At 67.5% G+C, this 16025-nt stretch carries 17 protein-coding genes; 13 read left to right on the top strand and 4 right to left on the bottom strand.

Going from position 1 to position 16025, the window contains the following annotated elements; translation table 11 throughout:
* Nucleotides 1-32: 32 nt before the first annotated feature.
* The 3 genes from ACFVIV_RS05420 to mptB are packed head-to-tail and all read right to left on the bottom strand — an operon-like array spanning nucleotide 33 to nucleotide 3423.
* Complete coding sequence (locus ACFVIV_RS05420; RefSeq protein ID WP_379193549.1) at nucleotides 33-815, bottom strand: ABC transporter permease; 783 nt, start codon at nucleotides 813-815, stop codon at nucleotides 33-35.
* Nucleotides 812-1744, bottom strand: a complete 933-nt coding sequence (locus ACFVIV_RS05415; RefSeq protein ID WP_379193548.1) for an ABC transporter ATP-binding protein — start codon at nucleotides 1742-1744, stop codon at nucleotides 812-814. Before ACFVIV_RS05415 ends, ACFVIV_RS05420 begins: the two co-directional genes overlap by 4 nt.
* Complete coding sequence (gene mptB / locus ACFVIV_RS05410; RefSeq protein WP_379193547.1) at nucleotides 1741-3423, bottom strand: polyprenol phosphomannose-dependent alpha 1,6 mannosyltransferase MptB; 1683 nt, start codon at nucleotides 3421-3423, stop codon at nucleotides 1741-1743. The genes ACFVIV_RS05415 and mptB overlap by 4 nt, the downstream gene beginning before the upstream one ends.
* Before the next feature lie 367 nt (nucleotides 3424-3790).
* Here mptB and ACFVIV_RS05405 point away from each other — a divergent pair, with 367 nt between their 5' ends.
* The 11 genes from ACFVIV_RS05405 to ACFVIV_RS05355 all read left to right on the top strand — a co-directional run bounded on the left by ACFVIV_RS05405 (nucleotide 3791) and on the right by ACFVIV_RS05355 (nucleotide 13484).
* Nucleotides 3791-4414: a TetR/AcrR family transcriptional regulator gene (locus tag ACFVIV_RS05405; protein ID WP_379193546.1), complete on the top strand. Its 624-nt coding sequence runs from the start codon at nucleotides 3791-3793 to the stop codon at nucleotides 4412-4414.
* 54 nt (nucleotides 4415-4468) lie between these two features.
* Nucleotides 4469-5488: a zinc-binding dehydrogenase gene (locus ACFVIV_RS05400; RefSeq protein ID WP_379193545.1), complete on the top strand. Its 1020-nt coding sequence runs from the start codon at nucleotides 4469-4471 to the stop codon at nucleotides 5486-5488.
* A gap of 66 nt (nucleotides 5489-5554) precedes the next feature.
* The gene (locus ACFVIV_RS05395; protein WP_379193544.1) at nucleotides 5555-6517 is read left to right on the top strand and encodes an alpha/beta fold hydrolase; all 963 of its coding nucleotides are present in this window, start codon (nucleotides 5555-5557) and stop codon (nucleotides 6515-6517) included.
* The gene (locus ACFVIV_RS05390) at nucleotides 6514-7044 is read left to right on the top strand and encodes a hypothetical protein (RefSeq protein WP_379193543.1); all 531 of its coding nucleotides are present in this window, start codon (nucleotides 6514-6516) and stop codon (nucleotides 7042-7044) included. The genes ACFVIV_RS05395 and ACFVIV_RS05390 overlap by 4 nt, the downstream gene beginning before the upstream one ends.
* 168 nt (nucleotides 7045-7212) lie before the next feature.
* The gene (locus tag ACFVIV_RS05385) at nucleotides 7213-7950 is read left to right on the top strand and encodes a helix-turn-helix transcriptional regulator (protein ID WP_379193542.1); all 738 of its coding nucleotides are present in this window, start codon (nucleotides 7213-7215) and stop codon (nucleotides 7948-7950) included.
* A complete protein-coding gene (gene sufB, locus ACFVIV_RS05380; protein ID WP_379193541.1) occupies nucleotides 7947-9383 on the top strand; it encodes a Fe-S cluster assembly protein SufB in 1437 nt (478 codons plus the stop codon). The genes ACFVIV_RS05385 and sufB overlap by 4 nt, the downstream gene beginning before the upstream one ends.
* On the top strand, nucleotides 9383-10561 hold the full coding sequence (gene sufD / locus ACFVIV_RS05375) for a Fe-S cluster assembly protein SufD (protein WP_379193540.1): 1179 nt from the start codon (nucleotides 9383-9385) through the stop codon (nucleotides 10559-10561). Before sufB ends, sufD begins: the two co-directional genes overlap by 1 nt.
* A 37-nt stretch (nucleotides 10562-10598) precedes the next feature.
* Nucleotides 10599-11372 carry a Fe-S cluster assembly ATPase SufC gene (gene sufC / locus ACFVIV_RS05370; protein WP_379193539.1) on the top strand — a complete coding sequence of 258 codons (774 nt, stop codon included), beginning with the start codon at nucleotides 10599-10601 and terminating at the stop codon, nucleotides 11370-11372.
* 2 nt (nucleotides 11373-11374) lie between these two features.
* Nucleotides 11375-12628, top strand: a complete 1254-nt coding sequence (locus tag ACFVIV_RS05365) for a cysteine desulfurase (protein WP_379193538.1) — start codon at nucleotides 11375-11377, stop codon at nucleotides 12626-12628.
* A 3-nt stretch (nucleotides 12629-12631) separates the two neighbouring features.
* Nucleotides 12632-13120, top strand: a complete 489-nt coding sequence (sufU, locus tag ACFVIV_RS05360; RefSeq protein WP_379193537.1) for a Fe-S cluster assembly sulfur transfer protein SufU — start codon at nucleotides 12632-12634, stop codon at nucleotides 13118-13120.
* Nucleotides 13113-13484 (top strand): metal-sulfur cluster assembly factor, encoded by a 372-nt coding sequence (locus ACFVIV_RS05355; protein WP_379193536.1) that lies wholly within the window; start codon nucleotides 13113-13115, stop codon nucleotides 13482-13484. The genes sufU and ACFVIV_RS05355 overlap by 8 nt, the downstream gene beginning before the upstream one ends.
* A gap of 69 nt (nucleotides 13485-13553) precedes the next feature.
* Here the strand turns inward: ACFVIV_RS05355 and ACFVIV_RS05350 are convergent, their stop codons facing one another.
* A complete protein-coding gene (locus ACFVIV_RS05350; RefSeq protein WP_379193535.1) occupies nucleotides 13554-14666 on the bottom strand; it encodes an ADP-ribosylglycohydrolase family protein in 1113 nt (370 codons plus the stop codon).
* A gap of 46 nt (nucleotides 14667-14712) precedes the next feature.
* Between ACFVIV_RS05350 and lexA the strand changes: the two genes are divergently transcribed.
* Together lexA and ACFVIV_RS05340 are read left to right on the top strand one after the other, a co-directional pair.
* The gene (gene lexA / locus ACFVIV_RS05345) at nucleotides 14713-15378 is read left to right on the top strand and encodes a transcriptional repressor LexA (RefSeq protein WP_379193534.1); all 666 of its coding nucleotides are present in this window, start codon (nucleotides 14713-14715) and stop codon (nucleotides 15376-15378) included.
* 81 nt (nucleotides 15379-15459) lie between these two features.
* Entirely contained in the window at nucleotides 15460-15918 is a 459-nt protein-coding gene (locus tag ACFVIV_RS05340) for a DUF4189 domain-containing protein (RefSeq protein WP_379193533.1), read from the top strand.
* The last annotated feature ends 107 nt before the right edge of the window (nucleotides 15919-16025 follow it).

The following is a 16025-nucleotide window of genomic DNA, read 5'->3' as shown; positions in this document are numbered from 1 at the left end:
CGCTGCGTGCCCCCGATCAGTGCGAATGGCGCTCAGTCGAAGCGGAAGAAGCGGGTCGCGAGCCAGCCGCTCACGCCGCCCCAAGCGGCCAAGACCGCGACGCCGTACCAATCGATGCTGTTCCGCAACGCCTGTTCGAGGCAGTGCGACAGGGCGCCCGAAGGAACCGCGCGGGCGAGTAGGCTCACCGCGCTCGGCAAGTCGTCGGACATGAGCACCAGGCTGGCGATGCCGAGCATGACGAACCAGAGGATATTCGCCAGGGCCAGCACGATTTCGGCCTTGAGGGTGCCGCCCAGGAGCAGGCCGAGGGCGGCGAAGGTGGCCGTGCCGAGAGCGATGACGATCGCACCGAGGAGCAGGCCGGAGATCGACGGGCGCCAGCCCAGTGCGAAACCGATGGCGCCCAGCAGAATTGATTGCAGGACCACCACGATCAGCACGGCCGCGCACTTGCCCGCCACGATGCCCCAGCGGGGAAGGGGAGTGGCGCCCAGGCGTTTCAGCGCCCCGTAGCGGCGGTCGAAGCCGACGGCGATGGCCTGGCCGGTGAAGGCGGTGGACATGACGGCCACCATCATCACCGCGGGCACCACGCGTTCGACCCGGTGGTCGCCGAGCCCGTTGAGCGGCAGCAGGGTCAGGCCGATCAGCAGCGTGATCGGGATGAACATGGTGAGCAGCAGCTGTTCGCCGTTGCGCAGCAACAGGATCAGCTCGAGGCGGGTCTGGGCGGCCAGCATCTTCGCCCGCGTGGTGGGTCGCGGGTCGGGGGCGAAGGTGCCGGGTGCGAACCGGTTGGCGGTGTCGATCACCCGCGTAGCTCCCGTCCGGTGAGTTCCAGGAACACATCTTCCAGGCGGTGCTGGTCGATGCGAATATCGGTGGGCAGCACGTTGATTCGCGCGCACCACCCCGTGAGCGTGGCCAGCACCTGCGGGGTGATGTCGCCCTGCAGCAGGTAGTAGCCGGCGCTGATCTCCTTGGGCGCGAACCCTTCCGGCAGTGCGGCTTCGAGCAGGCTCAGGTCGAGTTTCGGCGGCGCGTGGAAGGCGAGCCGTCCCTCGGCCCCTTGTGAGGTGACCTCACTGGGCGTGCCCTGCGCCACGATCTGCCCGTGGTCGATGATGACCAGCTGATCGGCGAGCTGCTCGGCCTCGTCCATCATGTGCGTGGTCATGAGCACGCTCACCCCGTCGCGCCGCAGCGCGTCGATGAGCTCCCACACCAGATGCCGTGCCTGCGCGTCCAATCCGGCCGTCGGCTCGTCGAGGAAGACGATCTCGGGCCGCCCGACGAGCGCGCACGCCAGGGCCAGGCGCTGCTGCTGCCCGCCCGACAGCCGCCGGTACGGCGTCCGCCGCGCATCCTTCAACCCGAGCGTGTCCAGCAGCCAGGTCGGATCCAGCGGATCGGCCGAATACGAGGCCACCAGGTCGAGCATCTCCCCGGCCCGCGATCCCGGATACGCCCCGCCGCCCTGCAGCATCACCCCGATGCGCGGCCGCAGCGTGTCCGAATCGGCGATCGGATCCAGCCCGAGCACGCGCACGGTTCCCGCATCCGGGCGGACGAACCCCTCGCACATTTCGGTGGTGGTCGTCTTGCCCGCCCCATTGGGTCCGAGCAGCGCGAGCACCTGCGCCCGTTCAAGTTCGAAGCTGATCCCGTCCACCGCGGTGGTCTCGCCGTAGCGTTTCACGACGCCGTCGATGCGCACGGCGGGTCCGGAGGCTGCGGTCACGAGGAGACACCGTAGGCCGTGGGCTCCTGTGACGGAGCCGACACCCCCGGCTGATTGCGCCACGGCAGCGCATTTCGCGTGATGAAGATGAACAGCAGCCCCACGATCACGGTCGCGATGGCCGACTGCACGATCTGGAAGACATAGAAGTCCGCGCCGCGCGGCATGACGAGCACACTCACGATGACCGAGAGCGCGACCGCGGGTACCCGGAAGGCGGGCCGGTTCGCCCACGCCGCCAGCGGCACGATCGCCCACAGCAAGTACCACGGCTGCACCACCGGGAACAGCAGCACGAGCACGCCGAGCGACACCCCGAGCGCGCCCACCGGATGCAACCGCCCGGTCCAGGTCGCCACCAGCATGCGCACGATGACGAACGCGGCCACCGCACTCGCGATCGGCCGGGTGATGCTCAGCAGCGCGGTGGTGTGATCACCCAACCCCAGCAGCACCCCGCCGAACCCGGTCGCTATCCCGATGGCGGTGGGCAAGGACAGATAGCTGCGCACGGCATTGGCGGTGTTCAGCGTGAAGATCCACCCGAATCCGAGACCGCTCGCGGTGACGACGAACAATGTCACCCCGACGGCGATCACGCCGAGCCCGGCCCCCACCGTGATCACCCGTTTGAAGCCGCCGCCGAGCCGCCGGGCCAGCGCCATCCCCACGAATCCCAGCGCGATCAATGACGTGATCTTGATGGTCGACGACAGCGTGATGACGACCGCCCCGAACAACACCAGCAGCCACGCCCGCCGATCCGACAATTGCAGATCGTCGATTCCCCGCAGGCAGAACTCCAGCCCCGCCAGCATGAGCCCGAGCATGAGCGCGTCATTGTGCACGCCGCCCACCAGGTGAAACAGCACCAGCGGATTCGCCGCCCCCAGCCACAGCGCGCTCACGGGCGCGACCCCGCACCGCCGCGACAGCCGCGGCAACGCCCACACCATCAGCGCCACCGCCGCCAGCACCAGCAGCCGGTGCAGCCAGACGCCCGCAATGATGTTGTCGCCGGTCACCAGCGCGATGCCCTTGCCCATCCACAGGAACAGCGGCCCGTACGGCGCCGGCGTCTCCCGCCAGATGTTCGGCACATTGTTGGTCAGCACGTTGTAGAGCCCCAGCCCATCGGCCGGCCCCACCTTGTAGGGATCCAGCCCCCGCGCCGCGATCTCGCTCTGTGCCAGGTAGGAGTACACGTCATTGCTGAACAGCGGCGGCGCCACGCTGAGCGGAATGATCCACAGCAGCAAGGTGCGATCCATCTGCGAGCGGCTCAGCCGATGCCGGGGATTCCCGCCCCACCCGCCCACGGCGAACCGCCCCAGCAGCAGCCACGCCATGATCACCGCGACCGTGCCGATCATGCACATGGCCAGCGTCGAGGTGTGCGCTCGCGCGAAGAACCCCAGCACCCGCAGCCCCGAGGTCGGATTCTGGTGCACCGGCTGCGCGCCCACCCCCAGGGCGGAGATCGCCATGATCACCGCGCCGGTCGCGCCCAGCAGGCGGATCCGCATCAACTGCAGCGTTTCTCGCCGGTCCAGGCCGGGAACGTCGGTTTCGACGCTGTGCAGTACGGCGACGGTGTGATCGTCAGCGGGAACGTCCAGGCCCAGGGCCCGGCGTCCTATGTCGATGACCTTGCGCCGCGCGCCCTCCACTACCGCCACGTTCGCAAAGCCTAGTGGGAGGTTTCCGATCCGCGGACGGTCGGTGCTCCTGTGTCGGTGCATGGCGGCAGGGGCCGTGAACGTAACCACGGCCATCCAGCCAGGCGGGGACGAGAGTCACGGCTCCCACCGGGGGAGCCGAGGTCGGGTACGGCAGGCGACGCAACCGTTCCATCGGGTTGCTCTGCGCACGTGGAAAGCGAGACCGGCTTCTCCCGCCGCAAGCTCGCCGGTGCACCGGCCGCCGGCGGATCGAAACCGGCGTGACATGCGAATGTGCAGTCGGTGCAAGCAGATTGAGTCTCGCAACTCATCCGACTGGCCGATTCGCCCGATCTATGTCGGTCTGCCCTCCTACCCTGGATAAATGGTTTCCGAGTCCAAACGCCGAATCGAGGTGGCCGCGGCCGGGCTGCTAGCCCGCCACGGCTACCACGGCTTCGGTCTGAAGAAGCTGAGCGAGGCGGCCTCGCTGCCGTACGGCTCGATCTACCACCACTTTCCGGGCGGCAAGGAGGAGATCGCCGTCTCCGCCATCACCGGCACCGGTGTGCTGGTCGGCCGGATGATCCAGCAGGCCCCCGCGGATGTGTTCGGCACGGCGGCAACATTGTTCGACTTCATGGCCGCGAGACTCGAAGCGTCGGACTGGACCACGGGCTGCCCGGTGGGCACCCCCGCCCTCGATGGCGGCAGTGATGTCGAATCCGTACGCACCGCATGCGTTTCCGCATTCGATGCAATGGCGCACGGGTTCGCGGAATTGCTCACCGATCTGGGGCTGCCGGCGGGGGAGGCGCACGAGCTGGCCACCACCGTGGTCGCCGCCTACGAGGGGGCGACGATTCTCGCGCGGGTGCGCCGCTCGGATGAACCGCTGCACACCGTTTCGGCGGCCATGGCCCGCCTGATTCGGCTGAGTCTCGCCGAAGCCGCGGCCAACGGTGCGGGATTCGCGCCTGCGGGTCCGGAAGTCGCTGCCGCCGAGTGATTCTCACCCCTAGGGTGGGTTGTCTGGAAAGAACGTTCTAGCGATGATCGGTCGATGAAGCGATTGATACTGGACGGCCCCGGCACACTGCACTGGGAGAACTGCCCCGAACCGGTCCTCGACGCCCCCGACCAGGCGTTGGTCCGCCCCATTGCCGTGGCGACCTGCGATATCGATCCCGCCGTCCTGCGCGGTAGTTTCCCCCTCGAGGGCCCTTATCCGTTCGGCCACGAGGGCGTCGCCGAAGTCGTCGCCGTCGGAGCGGACGTGCGGACTGTCGCTCCCGGCGACCGCGTGGTGGTTCCCTTCCAAATCTCCTGCGGCGCTTGCCCGTCCTGCCTGCGCGGCAACACCGGCAACTGCACCGCCCACCCGTTCATGTCCACCTTCGGTCTCGGACGACTCGGCGGCGTGAACTGGGGCGGACTCTGGGCCGATCTCACCCTCGTCCCGCACGCCGACAACATGCTGGTCCCGCTCCCCGCCGGTGTCGACCCGGCCGCGGTCGCCAGCGCCAGCGACAATATCCCCGACGCCTACCGCGCCGTGGCGCCGCAATTGGCGTCCGACCCGCACGCCGAAGTCCTGGTTCTCGGAGGCCGCGCGGCTCCCTCGATCGGCCTCTACGCCGCCGGTCTGGCCGTAGCCCTCGGCGCACCGCGCATCGTCTACCTCGATACGGACCCGGAAAGACTGTCCATCGCAGCCAAATTGGGCGCCGAGCCCCTCGAAGGCAGACCCGAGGAACGAGTAGGCCGCTTCCCCGTCACCGTCGAAGCCGCCGGTGGCGCCACCGCCCTCCGCGCCGCCATCAACGCCACCGCCGGCGACGGCTGGTGCACCAGCGTCAGCGTGCAACTCAAAGACGTCCCCATGCCGGTCTTCGAGATGTATTCGCGCTGCTGCACCTTCCACACCGGCCGCGCCCACGCCCGCCCCGCCATCCCGCACATCCTCGACCTCGTCGCCACCGGCCGCTTCGACCCCTCTCCGGTCACCACCCGCACCGTGGCCTGGGACGACTCCCGCGAAGCCCTCCTGGAAACCCCCCTGAAACTGATCGCCGTCCGCTGATGCGGAGCCCCGGCCGAGACCGGGCCGAATTCGCCGCGCGCACGCTATGACCTCCCGCAGCCGGGTATGCGAGGGAAGCGACGCGACTCGAAAGGCGGACCCGGTATGTTCAACGGCTTCTCGGAATTCGATATCCCGGTCTCGGGCACCACGATTCACGGGTGCCGAGGCGGTTCCGGGCCGCCTCTGCTGTTACTGCACGGGATTCCCGAGACGCACCTCATGTGGCATCGGGTCGTCCCGGCGCTCGCGGCGGCGCACACCGTGGTGGCCACCGATCTGCGCGGGTTCGGGGACAGCGGGAAACCGGTGAGCACGCTCGATCACAGCCCGTATTCGATGCGCGTGCTGGCGCGGGATCAGGTCGAAGTGATGGCGAAGCTGGGGTTTTCGCGGTTCGCGGTGACTGCTGGACTTCCTCGCCGTATAACGCTTATTATGACTGAACAGTCAGTCATAAAAGGGGTGTGGATGTCACCGAAGAAGGTCGACAAGACGGCGCGGCGGCAGGAGATCCTGGCGGCGGCGGTCCGGGTCTTCGCGCGAAAAGGCTTCGCCGCCTCGCGAATCGACGATGTGGCCGCCGAGGCCGGGATCGCCAAGGGCAGCGTGTACCTGTACTTCGACAGCCGGGATGCACTGCTGGACGCGGCGTTCGACCAGTACAGCGGCGATTCGCAGGACAGGGTCCGGCGCATCCTCGAGGGTGACGCGCCCCCGCTGACCCGGTTCGGGGAGCTGGTGCGCGGGATTCTCGAACTGATCTCGAGTCGGCCCGACCACGCCCGGATCCTGCTGGACCTGTGGGCCACCGACTACATGAAAACCGTCTACCGCGAGCACCGGCAGGCGATCGCCTTGCTGCTGAAGGAGATTCGTCCCGACCTGGGGGAGGCGCACGCGACGGTGATCGTCGGCGTCATCGAAGGCGTGCTGCTGCAATGGCTCGTCGACCCCGAGGTCCCCATCGACCGGCTGGCCCAGCCGATTCTGGATATCTGCCTCGACGGACTGCGGGAGCGCGCATGAACACCCGGACCCTCGGCGACCATCTCATCGCCCCCGACGCCACCCGCGGCGAACAACTGCTCTGCTACGGAACCGCCCTGCTCGGCTCGGCCGGGGCCGTCGCGCTCGCAATCCGCGCGGATCTGTCCCTGCTGGCCGTCGCCGTGATCGCCTTCGTCGCCTTCGACCTGTGCGGCGGCGCGGTCGTCAATGCCACCGCCTCGGCCAAACGGCATTTCCACCGCCCCGGCCGCACCGCGCGGCATCATCTGGCCTTCGTTGCCATCCATGTGCAGCCGTTCCTGCTCGCCCTCGTCGTCCCCGATTTCGGCTGGCTCAGCGCGGCCGCGCTCTACGCTCTCGCCCTGCTCGGCGCGGTATTCGTTCTTGTGGTCCCGGCCGCGCTGCGGCTCCCGGCGGGGTTCGCCTTCGTGACGCTGGCGTTCTTGATTCCCCTCGGCCTGCCCGCCGTGCTCGCCTGGGTCGCTCCGGTTCTGCTCATCAAGCTCCTGCTGGCCCATCTGCAACCGGCCGGATCGCCCGCCTGACCGGCGCGAACCCGGTGTGCAATGTTTCACACCGGGAATACGCGTCAAGTAAGGTGACCCTTCCTGGAACCGGGGAAGGAATTCCGTCACACTGATGTTGTGAAAACCGTGGGTTTGCGGAACGCGGAGACAGGCACCGGGCGCCGAAAGGGCGCCCGGACTGTTGTCGTGCCCGCGCCGGCGGGCGAGGGACACACCCGCGAGGCCGTCATCAAGCTGCTGCTGGAGGAAGGCCCGATCACCGCGACCGCCATCGGCGAGCGGCTGGAACTGACTCCGGCGGGGGTGCGCAGGCATCTGGACGCGCTCATCGAATCGGGCGAGGCCCGCGCCACCCGGTCGGCGTCGTGGCAGCAGAAGGGCCGCGGTCGTCCCGCCAAGCAGTACCAGTTGACGGCCACCGGCAGGGGCCGGTTGGGCCACGCCTACGATGACCTCGCCGGTGCCGCCATGCGTCAGCTCCGCGAGATCGGCGGCGACAAGGCCATCGTCGAGTTCGCGCGCAAGCGCGTCGGCGTCATCGTCGCCGGTATCGACCGTCTCGGAAGGCATACGCCGGAGGAGACCGAAGCCAAGGCCGACGAGATCGCGGAGGCCTTCACCGACGCCGGTTTCGCCGCGTCCACCCGGAAAGTCGGTGCGGGAGTGCAAATCTGCCAGCACCACTGCCCGGTGTCGCACGTCGCCGAGGAATTCCCGGAGCTGTGCGCCGCCGAGCTGGAGGCCTTCCGGGAGCTGCTCGGCACGCACGTGCAGCGCCTGGCCACCATCGCCAATGGCGATTGCGCCTGCACCACGCATGTGCCGCTGACGCTCATGCCGACACACACTTCGAATACCGCAGAAACCCCCGTTGCACAGCCCGCAACGACTTCTACACACGACTCCGGAAGGAGTGCCGAATGACGACGACCACCGACCAGGTGCAGCCGCTGACCCAGGAAGAGACCATTGCGTCCCTGGGCAACTACGGGTACGGCTGGGCCGACAAGGATGTCGCCGGTGCCAGTGCCAAGCGCGGCCTGTCCGAGGAGGTCGTGCGCGACATCTCGGCGAAGAAGAGCGAGCCGGAATGGATGCTCGACTTCCGTCTGAAGGCCCTGCGCATCTTCGACAAGAAGCCCATGCCGAACTGGGGCTCCAACCTCGAGGGCATCGACTTCGACAACATCAAGTACTTCGTGCGCTCCTCGGAGAAGCAGGCCGCCACCTGGGAGGACCTGCCCGAGGACATCAAGAACACCTACGACAAGCTGGGCATCCCGGAGGCGGAGAAGCAGCGCCTCGTGGCCGGTGTGGCCGCGCAGTACGAGTCCGAGGTCGTCTACCACTCCATCCGCGAGGACCTGGAGAAGCAGGGCGTCATCTTCCTCGACACCGACACCGGTCTCAAGGAGCACCCGGAGCTGTTCCAGAAGTACTTCGGCTCGGTCATCCCGTCCGGTGACAACAAGTTCTCCGCGCTGAACTCGGCCGTGTGGTCGGGCGGCTCGTTCATCTACGTGCCGCCGGGCGTGCACGTGGACATCCCGCTGCAGGCCTACTTCCGGATCAACACCGAGAACATGGGCCAGTTCGAGCGCACGCTGATCATTGTCGACGAGGACGCCTACGTGCACTACGTCGAGGGCTGCACCGCGCCGATCTACTCCTCGGACTCGCTGCACTCGGCGGTCGTGGAGATCATCGTGAAGAAGGGCGGCCGCTGCCGCTACACCACCATCCAGAACTGGTCGAACAACGTCTACAACCTGGTCACCAAGCGGGCCAAGGCCGAGGCGGGCGCGACCATGGAATGGGTCGACGGCAATATCGGCTCCAAGGTCACCATGAAGTACCCGGCCGTGTGGATGACCGGTGAGCACGCCAAGGGCGAGGTGCTCTCCATCGCCTTCGCCGGCGCGGGCCAGCACCAGGACACCGGCGCGAAGATGCTGCACCTGGCGCCGCACACCTCCTCGAACATCATCTCCAAGTCGGTGGCGCGCGGCGGCGGCCGTGCTTCGTACCGCGGCCTGGTGCAGGTGAACAAGGGCGCGCACGGGTCCAAGTCGACCGTGAAGTGCGATGCGCTGCTGGTGGACACCATCTCGCGCTCCGACACCTACCCCTACGTCGACATCCGCGAGGACGACGTGACCATGGGCCACGAGGCGACCGTCTCGAAGGTGTCCGAGGATCAGCTGTTCTACCTGATGAGCCGCGGTCTGACCGAGGACGAGGCCATGGCCATGGTGGTGCGCGGCTTCGTGGAGCCCATTGCCAAGGAGCTCCCGATGGAATACGCGCTGGAGCTGAACCGCCTGATCGAACTGCAGATGGAAGGAGCCGTCGGCTGATGGCCGTCGAGAACGTTGCCGAAGCCGCAGAGGCTCGTACCCCGGCAGTCAACAAGGGCGAGGTTTTCGCCTCGTTCGATGTGAATGCCTTCGAGGTGCCGTCGGGTCGGGATGAAGCCTGGCGCTTCACCCCGATGCGCCGCCTCAACGGCCTGCACGACGGCACCGCCGTCCGTGACGGCCGCGCCACCGTCGAGGTGACCGAGGTCGCCGGTGTCACGGTGGAAACCGTGGAGCGCAGCGACTCTCGCCTCGGCGAGGGCGGCGTGCCCACCGATCGTGTTGCCGCGCAGGCATACTCGGGCTTCGAGCAGGCCACCATCGTGTCGGTCGGCGCGGAAATCGAAGTGGCCGAGCCGGTCACCGTGACCATCACCGGCCCGGGGGAGGGCAAGGTCGCCTACGGGCACCTGCAGATCCGTCTGGCCAACTTCGCCCGCGCCACCGTGGTCCTCGACCAGCGCGGCAGCGGAACCTACGCGGAGAACGTGGAATTCGTGCTCGGCGACTCCGCCGCGCTCAATGTCGTCATCGTGCAGGACTGGGCCGATGACGCCGTGCACGTCACCGCGCATCACGCCAAGCTGGGCCGCGACGCCACGCTGCGCCACACCAATGTCACCCTCGGTGGCGATGTGGTGCGCCTGACCGGCAATGTCCGCTACGCCGGTCCGGGCGGCGACGCCGAACTGCTCGGCCTGTACTTCGCCGATGACGGCCAGTTCTTCGAGCAGCGCCTGCTGGTGGATCACTCGCAGCCCAACTGCAAGTCGAATGTGCAGTACAAGGGTGCGCTGCAGGGCGATCCGGCCTCGTCGAAGCCGGACGCGCACACCGTGTGGGTGGGCGATGTGCTCATTCGCGCCGCCGCCGAGGGCACCGACACCTACGAGGTGAACCGCAACCTGGTGCTCACCGACGGCGCGCGCGCCGACTCGGTGCCGAACCTGGAGATCGAGACCGGCGAGATCGTCGGCGCCGGACATGCCGCGGCCACCGGTCGTTTCGACGACGAGCAGCTGTTCTACCTGCGCTCGCGCGGTATTCCGGAGGAGGCGGCGCGCCGGCTGGTCGTGCGCGGCTTCTTCCACGAGATCATCCTGAAGATCGCCGTCCCCGAGGTCCGGGAGCGGCTCGAGGCGGCCATCGAGGCCGAACTCGCCGCTGTCGGCGTCTGACACCAACTTTCCCTCCCCGCAAAGGAATTCGAATTCGATGACCACCCTGGAAATCAAGGACCTGCACGTCGAGGTCGCCAACCCGGACGAGAACGGCGAGCCCATCAAGATCCTCAAGGGCGTGAACCTGACCGTTAAGTCGGGCGAGACCCACGCGATCATGGGCCCCAACGGTTCCGGCAAGTCGACCCTGTCCTACGCCATCGCCGGGCACCCGAAGTACACCGTGACCTCGGGCTCCATCACCCTCGACGGTGAGGACGTCCTGGAGATGTCGGTCGACGAGCGTGCGCGGGCCGGCCTGTTCCTGGCCATGCAGTACCCGGTCGAGGTTCCGGGCGTCTCGGTTTCCAACTTCCTGCGCACCGCCGCCACCGCCGTCCGCGGCGAGGCGCCCAAGCTGCGCACCTGGGTGAAGGAAGTCAAGGAGAACATGGCCGAGCTGGAGATCGATCCGGCTTTCAGCGAGCGCTCGGTGAACGAGGGCTTCTCCGGCGGTGAGAAGAAGCGCCAGGAGATCCTGCAGCTGGGTCTGCTCAAGCCGAAGATCGCCATCCTCGACGAGACCGACTCCGGCCTGGACGTCGACGCGCTGCGCATCGTGTCGCAGGGCGTGAACAACTACAAGGAGCGGGAGAACGGCGGCGTCCTGCTGATCACCCACTACACCCGCATCCTGCGCTACATCCAGCCCGACTTCGTCCACGTCTTCGTCGGCGGCCGCATCGTGGCCGAGGGCGGGCCGGAGCTGGCCGACGAACTCGATGCGAATGGCTACGTGCGTTTCACCTCTGCTGCTGTAGGAGCGTAGATATGACCACTACGGTGCCCGCCTTGGATGTCGCCCGGATCCGGGCCGACTTCCCGATCCTGAGCCGCACTGTGCGCGACGGCAAACCCCTGGTCTATCTGGACTCGGGCGCCACCGCGCAGCGGCCCATGGAGGTGCTGGATGCTGAACGCAATTTCCTGATCCAGCGCAATGCGGCGGTGCACCGTGGTGCTCACCAGCTGGCCGAAGAGGCCACCGACGCCTATGAGGGCGCACGCGCCGATATCGCCCGCTTCGTGGGCGTGCACGCGAACGAGATCGTGTTCACCAAGAACGCGACCGAATCGCTGAACCTGGTGACCTACGCCTTCGCCGACGACCGGTTCCCCTACCATGTGGGCCCCGGCGACGAGATCGTCATCACCGAGCTCGAGCATCACGCGAATCTGGTTCCGTGGCAGGAGCTCGCGCGCCGCACGGGTGCGACGCTGAAGTGGTACGGGGTCACCGAGGACGGGCGCATCGATCTGGATTCGCTCGAACTATCGCCCGCTACCAAGGTCGTCGCGTTCACCCACCAGTCCAATGTGACCGGTGCGGTCGCGCCGGTGGCCGAATTGGTGCGCCGCGCACAGGAAGTCGGCGCGCTGACGGTGCTCGATGCCTGCCAGTCGGTGCCGCACATGCCGGTGGACTTCCGTGCGCTGGGCGTGGACTTCGCCGCCTTCTCCGGTCACAAGATGCTCGGCCCCTCCGGGGTCGGCGTGCTCTTCGGCCGCTACTCGCTGCTGGAGCAGACCCCGCCGTTCATCACCGGCGGTTCCATGATCGAGACCGTCTTCATGGACCACAGCACCTACGCCGCCCCGCCGCAGCGCTTCGAGGCCGGCGTGCCGATGACCTCGCAGGTGGTCGGATTGGGCGCGGCCGTGCGGTATCTGGAAGAGATCGGCATGGAAGCCGTTGCGGCGCACGAGCATTCGCTGGTCAGCGCGGCCCTGGAAGGTCTGAGCAAGGTCGACGGCGTGCGCATTATCGGACCGACGGACAATGTGAACCGCGGCGGTGCGGTCGCTTTCGTGGTCGACGGTATTCACGCCCACGATGTGGGCCAGATCCTCGACGACGAGGGCGTCGCCATTCGCGTCGGCCACCACTGCGCCTGGCCGCTGCACCGGCGCTTCGGCGTCGCCGCCACGGCCCGCGCCTCCTTCGCCGTCTACAACACCCTCGACGAGGTGGACGCGCTGATCGCCGCGGTGCGGAAGGCTCAGAGCTTCTTCGGAGTTGCATAAACCATGCGCATGGAGCAGATGTACCAGGAAGTGATCCTGGACCACTACAAGCACCCGCACCACCGCGGCTTGCGAGAGCCGTTCGGCGCCGAGGTGCACCACGTCAACCCGACGTGCGGCGACGAGGTGACCCTGCGCGTCCAGCTCGACGACAACGGTGACGTCGCCGACGTCTCCTACGACGGCCAGGGCTGTTCGATCAGCCAGGCCTCCACCTCGATCCTCACCGATCAGGTCATCGGCCTGCCGTTGCAGCAGGCGCTGAAGGTGGTCGAGGCCTTCGACGAGATGGTCACCAGCCGCGGCACCATCGAGGGCGACGAGGACGTGATCGGCGACGGCATCGCCCTCGCCGGCGTTGCCAAGTACCCGGCCCGCGTCAAATGCGCATTGCTGGGGTGGATGGCGTTCAAGGACGCCGTCGTGCGGATAACCTCCGCAGAGGAGACCACACTGCCGATGGCCAATGGGGAGAAGAAGTCCGATGAGTGACACCGAGCCGACCACCGAAACCACCGCCGAGGTCGAGCTGTCCGCCGAGGAGATCCAGTTCCTGGAGGACCTGGAGGAGGCGATGCGCGACGTCGTCGATCCGGAACTCGGCATCAATGTCGTCGACCTCGGCCTCGTCTACGGCCTCAAGGTCGAGGACGGCATCGCCAAACTGGACATGACCCTCACGTCCCCGGCCTGCCCCCTGACCGACGTCATCGAAGACCAGTCCCGCAACGCCCTGGTCCGCAGCGGCCTGGTCGAAGACCTCCAGATCAACTGGGTCTGGATGCCCCCGTGGGGCCCCGACAAGATCACCGACGACGGCCGCGAACAACTCCGCGCCCTCGGCTTCACCGTCTAGCCCGAATCCGAACTCGGGTATATCGCAATAGCGTGGGCCGGCACCGTAAGGTGTCGGCCCACGCTGTTTTCACGCTGTAGTGAGCGGCGCGGTGTCGAGCGGGTAGCGGTCGTCGAGGGCGGAGCGGTCGTTGTAGCAGAAGTTGAGGACGAGATCGTCCGCTACGCGGAACAACTCGTCGCGGCCCTCGAGCGTGGCGATCCACTCCATCGGCAGCGCGGACACGCCGTGGACGGCGCCGATGAGGTTGCCCGCCACGGCGCCGGTGGAGTCGGAGTCGCCAGAATGGTTGACAGCCAGCAGCAGTCCGCCGCGCACGTCTCCGGTGCGGTAGGCGTACAACGCGGAATAGACCGCGATGGCAAGGCATTCCTCGGCCACCCAGCCCGCGCCGACCTGTTCGACCCGCTCCGGCGTGGGCGGACCGAGCTGGGTGACCGTCAGTGCGGCGGTGAGAGCGGTAATGGTTTCCGCCGCGGCGGGCATGGTGGTGAGGCGAGCGATGGTGTCCTGCACGGCGATCGGCAGTTCGGCGCCGGACAGAACACTGTCGATCAGGATGGCGAACGCGCCCGCTGCGAGATAGGCGGTGGGGTGGCCGTGAGTGAGCTGGGCGCAGCGCATGGCGGCGTGGAAGGCGCGGTCCGGGCCGAAGCCGGCCAGGCCGAACGGGGCGGAGCGCATCACCGTGCCACAGCCCTTGGACGACGGGTTCACGGGGCCGGGTTCGCCGAAATCCAGAGCGGGAAGGTAGCCCTCGGCTTGTCGGCGCAGCCCGTTCATGCAGGCGCGGCCCGGAGCCCGCATCGCATAGAGGAATTGCTGTTGCGCGAGCCATCCGTCGGCATCCGGTGCGGGCTTGTCCTGCTGCTGGGTGTCCCGCCAGCGCAGGTAGGCGTTGCGCAGCGCAGGTGCGGGGTCCGCGCCCGCGGGACAGCGCAGCAGTCCTTCCGCGGTGAACAGCGTCATCTGCGTGTCATCGGTGATCGCCTGCGGTGCGTCCGGCACCGGACCGGGTAGATAACCCGTCACCCCGGAGGCCCCATACCGATCCCGGATCTGTGCCAGAGCCAGGAACTCGATGGGCCACCCCAGCGCGTCGCCGATCGCCCCGCCCAGCAATGTGCCGCGCACCCGGTCGAACAACTTCTCGTGATCCTGCACGACGGCCAGCCTATTCATGGTGGCGATACCGGTGTATTCGCGTGTGCGCTATTACGATGCCCCGGTGACCGGATACGACGACTTCGATGGGTTCGAGCATCTCGATACCTCCCTGCTGCCGGAGCGGCAGCAGCGGATTCTCTGCACGATTCGCGATTGGGTACAGCGGCACGGGTATTCGCCGAGTAGCCGGGAGATCGGGGATGCGGTGGGGTTGAAGTCGGCGTCGTCGGTGTCGAGGCATTTGAAGGAGTTGGAGGAGCGGGGGTTCCTCAAGCGCAGTGAATCGGTGACGCGGCCTATGGATGTGCGGTTGTTTCTGAAGGCGGGGCCGCAGCAGGCGGCGTCGGCCGGGGATTCGGTGGCGGTGCCGGTGGTCGGTGATATCGCGGCGGGGACGCCGATCCTGGCCGAGGAGCACACCGATGACGTGTTGTCGCTGCCGCGGGAATTGGTGGGGCGCGGGACGGTGTTCGGGCTGCGGGTGCGGGGGGATTCGATGGTGGACGCGGCCATTTGCGATGGCGACATCGTGGTGGTGCGGCAGGAGCGGGAAGCACACTCGGGGGAGATCGTGGCGGCCATGATCGACGGGGAGGCCACGGTGAAGGTGTACCGTCGCCGGAACGGGCACGTGTATCTGGAACCGCGCAATCCGGCTTATCCGATCATCGATGGTGATGAGGCGGTTGTGCTGGGGAAAGTCGTATCCGTTATGCGCCGGGTCTAAACCTCGATGTTGGATTGGACAATCAGGGTGGGCTCGGACATGATTCGTCCCGTTATTACAAACCAGCACGGGGAGTATCGAATGTCGTTGCTGCGCAAGGCCGGTATGGGCCTCGCTGTCACGTCGATGGCCGCCATGGGTGCGGTGGCCGCCGGACCCGCCCATGCGGCGGCCGAAGGCGAGCCGGGCTTCACCGCTACCGCCGGCGATCTGTACGGCGCTCTGGCGCTCTCGCGGAGCACCGGAAATGTCGCTTATGCGGTGAATTACACGAGCTGGGGGAGCGCGGACAGCGCTGCCATCAGCAAGTGCGGCGGCGGCGACTGTGAGGTCGTCGTGCACTTCGCCAATGCCTGCGGTGCGGTCGCCCAGGGCGCCGACACCCGCTTCGGCTGGGCGTGGGCGCCGAACAAGTCCGAGGCCGAGACCAAGGCGATCGAGGTGCTCGGCACCAGTGCTCCGGCGTTCCCGGACACGGGTTCCGCCTCGCCGCGTCAGGGCAAGGTCATCCTGTCGGCTTGCACCGAAAACGCGGGCTGATCGCACCACACCCGTGGGGGGGGGCGGGTCCTTAGGGGGGGGGGCCGTTTGTTTTTACGGGGGGGTTTTTGGGTGAAAACGCCCGGGGTGCCGGGGGGGTAGTTTGA

Origin of the sequence: Nocardia sp. NPDC127526 (genome assembly GCF_042672265.1) — a bacterium.
GTDB lineage: Bacteria > Actinomycetota > Actinomycetes > Mycobacteriales > Mycobacteriaceae > Nocardia.
The sequence above is the reverse complement of the archived record's forward strand: the minus strand, read 5'-3'. Positions and strand labels throughout refer to the sequence as shown.